This is a genomic window from Amycolatopsis sp. NPDC004747, assembly GCF_053601335.1.
The window spans coordinates 441224-447679 of record NZ_JBSGBQ010000004.1 but is presented as its reverse complement, the minus strand read 5'-3'; the positions used below and the strand labels follow the sequence as shown (position 1 = coordinate 447679).

The 6456-nt window shown below is 73.4% G+C and carries 5 protein-coding genes; 3 read left to right on the top strand and 2 right to left on the bottom strand.

From position 1 onward, the window contains the following. Positions 1–201 precede the first annotated feature (201 nt). Together ACWEGE_RS08855 and ACWEGE_RS08850 are read left to right on the top strand one after the other, a co-directional pair. Positions 202–3234, top strand: a complete 3033-nt coding sequence (locus ACWEGE_RS08855; RefSeq protein ID WP_449659859.1) for an MGH1-like glycoside hydrolase domain-containing protein — start codon at positions 202–204, stop codon at positions 3232–3234. A 112-nt stretch (positions 3235–3346) separates the two neighbouring features. Further along, complete coding sequence (locus ACWEGE_RS08850; protein WP_449659858.1) at positions 3347–4657, top strand: cellulose binding domain-containing protein; 1311 nt, start codon at positions 3347–3349, stop codon at positions 4655–4657. 3 nt (positions 4658–4660) lie between these two features. Here ACWEGE_RS08850 and ACWEGE_RS08845 read toward each other — a convergent pair whose 3' ends face one another. Further along, the gene (locus ACWEGE_RS08845) at positions 4661–5407 is read right to left on the bottom strand and encodes an alpha/beta fold hydrolase (protein ID WP_449659857.1); all 747 of its coding nucleotides are present in this window, start codon (positions 5405–5407) and stop codon (positions 4661–4663) included. Then, a complete protein-coding gene (locus ACWEGE_RS08840; RefSeq protein WP_449659856.1) occupies positions 5407–5775 on the bottom strand; it encodes a DUF1330 domain-containing protein in 369 nt (122 codons plus the stop codon). The genes ACWEGE_RS08845 and ACWEGE_RS08840 overlap by 1 nt, the downstream gene beginning before the upstream one ends. Before the next feature lie 71 nt (positions 5776–5846). On the opposite strand from ACWEGE_RS08840, the gene ACWEGE_RS08835 reads away from it, so the two are divergent. Beyond that, positions 5847–6437, top strand: coding sequence for a TetR/AcrR family transcriptional regulator (locus ACWEGE_RS08835; protein WP_449659855.1), 591 nt, complete (start codon positions 5847–5849; stop codon positions 6435–6437). Positions 6438–6456: the final 19 nt, after the last annotated feature.

Below are 6456 nucleotides of genomic sequence, written 5' to 3'. Positions count from 1 at the left end.
GGCACCCGCGGGTGATCGCGCTGACGGCGACCGCGGCGCTGCCGGTCCGCACCGACATCGTCGCCCGGCTGGGGCTGCGCGACCACCGGGCCCACGCCGCCGACCCGCGGATACAACGTTGTAAATGCGTGTTTACAACGTTGTATCCGACCGGCTACCGTCTCCCCTGCCCGGTCCCCGAGGAGCACGAGGAGCGTCGGCATGCGCTCGTTTCGACGTCTGTGCACGGTCCTGACCACCACGCTCGTCACCCTGTCGGCCGCCGTGGTCCCCGCGGTGGCCGCGGAGGCCGGCCCACCGCCGATGTATCCCGGCGTAGGGCCCGGGACGCACCTGCTCGACCACCCGGCGAAGCTCTCCGGGCTGAGCGATCCCGGCTGGTACGAAGCCAACATCCCGTTCGTCGACCTGCCCGACAAGGCGATCGAAGACACCTACTACTACCGGTGGCGCACCTTCAAGGAAGCCCTCAAGTACACCGGGCCCGCCGACGGCTGGATCGTCTCGGAGTTCCTCGGCCCGGTCGGCTACTCCGCCCCCGGCGGCGGGATCGACGCCGCCGCCGGGCACCACCTCTACGAAGGCCGGTGGCTGCGCGACCCCCGCTACCTCGACGACTACGTCGACTACTGGCTGCGCGGCAGCGGCGCGGGCCCGAAGCCGGCGACCGACGGCCTCAACGAGAACACCACCGACTGGGCCCAAGAATACTCCTTCTGGGCCGCCGACGCCGTGCTCGCGCGGGCCTCGGTCGACGGCCGGTGGGACTTCGCCGTCGACCGGCTCCCCGAGCTGCAGCGGCAGTGGGCCGCCTGGGCACCGCAGTTCGATCCGCAGCTCGGCCTGTACTGGCAGGTCCCGGTCTGGGACGCCATGGAGTACACCGCGAGCTCCTACCAGAGCCCGGATCCCTACCACGGCGGCGCCGGCTTCCGCCCGACCCTCAACGCCTACCAGTACGGCGACGCGCAGGCCATCGCGAACCTGCTGCGCCGGCGCGGCGCACCCGGCGACCGGCAGCTCGCCGACTCCTACGACCGGGACGCCCGGTCCCTGCGGGCGAACCAGGACCGCGTCCTGTGGGACGGCGGCGACGCGTTCTACAAGCACGTCATGCGGGACGGCAACCCGGCGCGCACCAGGATCGCCGACCGGGAAGAGATGGGCTTCGTGCCCTGGTACTTCCACATGGCCCCGGCCGGCGCCGCCGCCGCGTGGGCGCAGCTGACCGATCCGGCGGGCTTCGCGGCCCCGTTCGGGCCGACCACGGTCGAACGGCGGAGCCCGTGGTTCATGCACGACGCCGCCGCCGGGTGCTGCCGCTGGTCCGGGCCGAGCTGGCCCTACGCCACCAGCCAGACCCTCACCGCGCTGGCGAACCTGCTCACCGACTATCCCCCGCAGCCGTACGTGTCCACTCAGGACTACTACCGCCTGCTGCGCGGGTACGCCCTCACCCAGCGCAAGAACGGCGTGCCGTACGTCGCCGAGGCGCACCACCCCGACGAAGACCGCTGGCTCTACGACTCCCGCGGGCACAGCGAGGACTACAACCACTCGACGTTCGACGACCTCGTGCTGTCCGGGCTGCTCGGCATCCGGCCCCAGCAGGGCGACCAGGTGCGGCTCGCGCCGCTCGTCCCGTCCACTTGGGACCACTTCGCCGTGGAGAACGTGCCCTACCACGGGCGCAACCTGACCGTGGCCTGGGACCGCGACGGCCACGTCTACCGCCAGGGCGCCGGGCTGAGCGTCTGGCTGGACGGCAAGCTCGTGCACCGCCAGGCCGGGCTGACGGCGGTCGACGTGCCGGTGCGCCCGGGCCGGCCGGCCGCGGCCGGCCCCGTCGTCGACGACCTCGCGAACATCGACCGCACCGGCTACCCGGCGGCGTCGGCGTCCTACACCTGGCCCGCGGACAGCCCGGCCGGCGCGATCGACGGCCAGGACTTCGACCTCGACGTCCCGTCGACCCGGTGGACGAGCTACGGCAGCCCGAACCGCGACGACTGGCTGGCCGTCGACCTCGGCGCGGCCACCGACGTCTCCGACGTCCGGATCTCCTTCTACGACGACGGTGGCGGCGTCCGCACGCCGGATTCCTTCGCACTCCAGTACCGCGCCGCCGACGGGTCGTGGGCCGATCTTCCCGGACAGCACCGGGATCCGGCCACGCCGGTGCGCGGCAGACCGAACCGCGTCGTCGTCCAGCCGGGGGTCCGCACCGACGGGCTGCGCGTCCGTCCGTCCAGAGTGGACGGTGGGGCGACCGGCATCACCGCGCTGCAGGCGTGGCGCGCCGAAGACGACCGGCTCGCTGTCCGGCTCCAGGACGAACCGGTGCGGCTGCGGCCCGGGCAGACCGCCGAAATCAGTGGCTCGGTCCGCAGCTCGCAGGCGATGACCGCCCGGCCCGCGCTCACGCTGCCCCGCGGCTGGACGGCCCAGCCGGTCGGGTCGGCCGGCGATCTCCGGCTCACCCCGGGGAGGGACGTCCCGCTGCGGTGGCGCGTGACGGCCCCCGCGGACACACCGGTCGGCACCCGGGCGCCGGTGCGGCTGCTGGTCACCACGCTCGACCACGGCGTCCCGGCGCGCAGCACCGCCGACCTCCTGCGGGCGGAGGTCGTGTTCGACCCGGCCGACTTCGGCACGCCGGTGTGGGACGACGACTTCACCGGCGACCGGCCGAACGGCTACCGGGTCGCCGCTCGGTTCGGGGAGCCGGTGCCCGCGCTGAGCCAGGCGAACGGCGCACTGGTCGCGTCCGCGAGCCGGCAGTCGGCCGCCGTGCTCGTGGCGCCGGTGGCCGCCCCGGCCGGCGACTTCGCGGTGCTGCTCGAACCGCGGTCCTTCGCCGGGAGCGCACCGGAGGACAGCGTGCTGCTCGGCCGCGCCGACGGGCCGGACGATCTGGCCCTGGCCTGGTACAACCACCACTTCGGGACCTCCGGCGCGGACGTGCGGGCCGGCGGGCGCGACTACGGCGACGACGTGACCGGCGGCTGCTGCGCCACGGTCGGGTGGTCGCCCGGCGACCGGTTCGCGGTCGTGTCCGACCACCGCGGCGGGCTCACCAGCTGGCTCGGCCACCAGGGCCGGTGGCAGCTGCTGCGCACAATCCCGGGCGGTCCGGTGATCGGCACGGGCTGGTCCCCCGCGATCGGCCTGCGGCTGACCTCGGGACAGCTGGCCCTCGAGCGGCTGACCGTCGTCGCCCGCGGCCCGGCGTGAGGAGGCGATTGACAAACGACGGGGGCACGGTGGACTCTGGGAGCGCTTCCAGACGACGCCGCCGGGGCCGCTTTCCGCCTGCCGCGGTACTGAAACCGCGGAAGGAGAGCCGATGGGATCCACCTCCCGCCGGTGGGCCGCGCGCCCGGGTGTGCTCGCCGTGATCGCCGTCCTCGTCGTGGGTGTTTCCGTGCTGTGGCCGTGGAAGTCGGGAGCCGCACCGGCCGCGCCCATCACGGGCAACGCCACCCACTTCGACGCGCTCGGCGCGCCCTACGGCGGCTGCGGCCTGCCGCAGGACGTGCTCGACGCGCCGGATTTCGTCGCTCTCAACGTCTACAACACCCCCGGTGACTACAGCTTCTACCCGCGGCCGATCCCGCCTTCGCAGGCCGCGAAGATCGGCCTGTGGGACAACGGCCGCAACTGCGGCCGGTTCGTGCAGGTCACCATCGGGGACTACTGCACCGGCGTCAACGACGGCGCGGCCGGGCAACCGTTCTGCCGCAACGGTTCCTGGGTGACCGACGGCTACGCCGGCGCCCAGCTGACCATGGTCGTGGCCGACAGCTGCGGCGACTCGAACGCCTGGTGCCGCGACGATCCCGGCCACCTCGACCTCTCGACCGCCTCGCTGAACCGGTTCGTCAAGAACGGCGCCCCGGTAGGGGACATGAACCCGGCGCACTGGAACAACCGGCGGGTTTCGTGGTCCTACGTGCCCGCGCCGAACTACACCGGCGACCTGAAACTCGGCTTCCTGCAAGGCTCGCAGCGGTATTGGACGGCCGTCGCCGTGTCGCACCTGCCCAACGGCGTCCACGGCGTCGAGTTCCAGGTCGCGGACGGCAGCTGGCAGCAGGCGCAACCGGACAGCGACCTCGGGCAGGCCTTCCTCATCGGCCCGACCGCCACGGCCGGCACCTCCTACGCGATCCGGGTCCGCGACGCGAGCGACGCCCTGGTCAACGACGGCCGCGTCTACCGATTCTCCCTGCCGGACCAGTGCCTTTCCGGGTGCGCGGCCGCCTACACCGGGATCAGCTACACCACCGGGACCAGCACCCCGACGACTCCGACGACCACGCCCACGACGACGACCACGACGACCACACCGGCCGGCTCGTCGTGCACGGTGACGTCGGCGGTCACGTCGTCGTGGAACGGCGGGTACCAGCTGGAGTTCACCGTGAAGAACACCGGCGCCACCGCCTTGACCGGCTGGACCACGGCGTTCTCGTTCGCGGGCAGCCAGCAGCTGACCAGTTCCTGGAACGCCGCGGCCACCCAGACCGGCCGGCAGGTGCGGGCGGCCAACCAGAACTACAACGGGTCCCTGGCCGCCGGTGCGTCGACGACCTGGGGCGCGGTCGTGACCGGCGCGGCGCAGTCCCTGACCGGATTGGCCTGCACCGCCCGCTGATCCTCAGCCGAGCGTCGCCCAGAACCCGGTCAACGCCGCGGCGCCGCGAGCCGGTTCGTGGGTCATCCACCAGTGGCCCAAGCCGTCGAGGACGGCGACCCGGGCCCCGGCGCGGGCGGCGGACCGGCGGCGCTGCTCCTCGGTGCCGACGACGTGGTCGGCCGTGGCCAGGATGGCGAGCCCCGGCCGGGCCGCCGCCCGTTCCAGCGGCAAGCCGAGGCCGGGCGCACCGGCCGCGGCGGCGGCGCGGTACAGGGAGAGCACCGCGCGGCCCATCGCCTCGTTCTGCCCCGCCGCGACGCGGGCCGCGACCGCCCGGCCCATCCCGCGTTCCACCAGCACCGCGGCGCGCTCTTCGGGCGCGGCCCCGAACCGCGCCGCGACGTCGGCCTCGCCGACGCCCGGGGTCTGCCAGCGGCGGGCGAGCTCGTGCCACTCGTAGTCCGGGTCGAAGCTTCCGAGGGTGTCACTGACCCAGCTGCGGACCAGGTGCGGGTGGCTCAGCACGAGGTTGAGGACGTGCGTGCCCCCGAAGTCGTGGCCCACCAGGTCCACCGGCCCGTCGAAGGCCGCCAGTTCGCCGGCCAGCCAGTCCCGGTAGCCGGCCGGGGTGGCCGCGAACCCGGCGGGCAAGGGCGCACCGAAACCGGGCGGGGACAGGCAAACCACGTCCGGGCATGCCAGCTCGGCCAGCAGCGGGTCCCAGACCGCCGCCGTCTCGGGGTTGCCGTGGACGAACACCGCGGGCATCAAGCCACCGCCGGCGTGGTCGGCTGCAGCACCGACTCCAGCAGCGCCTCGGTGCGCAGGTGGGTGATCGCCTGGTACTCGGGGTCGCGGACCATGGCCGCGAAGGTCCGGCGGTCCGGGTAGCGGACCAGCACCACCATGTCCCACGCCTGGCCGTCCTCGGCGACCACCGCGGGGTCACCGGTGCCGAGGTACACCACCTGCAGGCCGTAGCGGGGGTTGAGTTCGGCGCGGAGAGCTTCGGCGTAGCGCTGGTAGCTTTCCCGGCCGCCGTCCGGGCGGAACCGCAGCAGGTTGAGCATCACCACCGGGCCACCGGGGTCGTCGGCGAGCAGGGCGTCGAGGGCACGGTCTTCGATTTCGATCATCAGAACCTCCTGGCGCCCACCCTACACATACTTGTTGGGCAACACGCAAGTTAGTTTGCTAGGCTGCGATCATGCGCCGCACCCAGCAGGAACGCCGCGACCAGGCCGAAGCCGCCCTCCTGACCGCCGCCGCCGAACTCGTCGTCGAGCAGGGCGTGCGCTCGTTGACGCTCGCCCGCGTCGGCGAGCGCGCCGGGTACAGCCGCGGCATCGTCACCCACCACTTCGGCGGGAAGCAGGCGCTGGTCGAACGGCTGGCGCGAGCCACCCAGGCCGGGTTCGTCCCGGGTCTCGACGACCTCCCGCCCGGCCTCGACCGCCTGCTCCGGCTGATCGACGGCTACCTCGGCGAGCTCGGCCGGATCGGCGTGTTCAACCAGGCTTTCCTGCTGCTGTGGGCGGAAGCCGCCACCCAGCCGGAGCTGGGCCCGATCTTCCGCGAGCGGGACGCCGCCTTCCGCGCCGACCTGCGCGAAGACGTCGAGGCCGGTATCGCGGACGGCACGATCGCGGCGGACGCCGGCGCGGGCGAAGTCGCGACCGCGGTGGTCGGGCAGCTGCGCGGGATCGCGCTGCAGCGGCTGCTCGATCCGGACAGCGTCGACACCGAGGCGCTGCGCCGGAGCGTCACCGCTCAGTGGCGCCGCGCCCTGACCCCTTAGGCTCGGCGTCTTACGCGAA

Excerpts from the sequence above, each read along its gene's own strand:
- ACWEGE_RS08855 (WP_449659859.1), top strand. The coding sequence starts at position 202 with ATGCGCTCGTTTCGACGTCTGTGCACGGTCCTGACCACCACGCTCGTC.
- ACWEGE_RS08850 (WP_449659858.1), top strand. The coding sequence starts at position 3,347 with ATGGGATCCACCTCCCGCCGGTGGGCCGCGCGCCCGGGTGTGCTCGCC.
- ACWEGE_RS08845 (WP_449659857.1), bottom strand. The coding sequence starts at position 5,407 with ATGCCCGCGGTGTTCGTCCACGGCAACCCCGAGACGGCGGCGGTCTGG.
- ACWEGE_RS08840 (WP_449659856.1), bottom strand. The coding sequence starts at position 5,775 with ATGATCGAAATCGAAGACCGTGCCCTCGACGCCCTGCTCGCCGACGAC.
- ACWEGE_RS08835 (WP_449659855.1), top strand. The coding sequence starts at position 5,847 with ATGCGCCGCACCCAGCAGGAACGCCGCGACCAGGCCGAAGCCGCCCTC.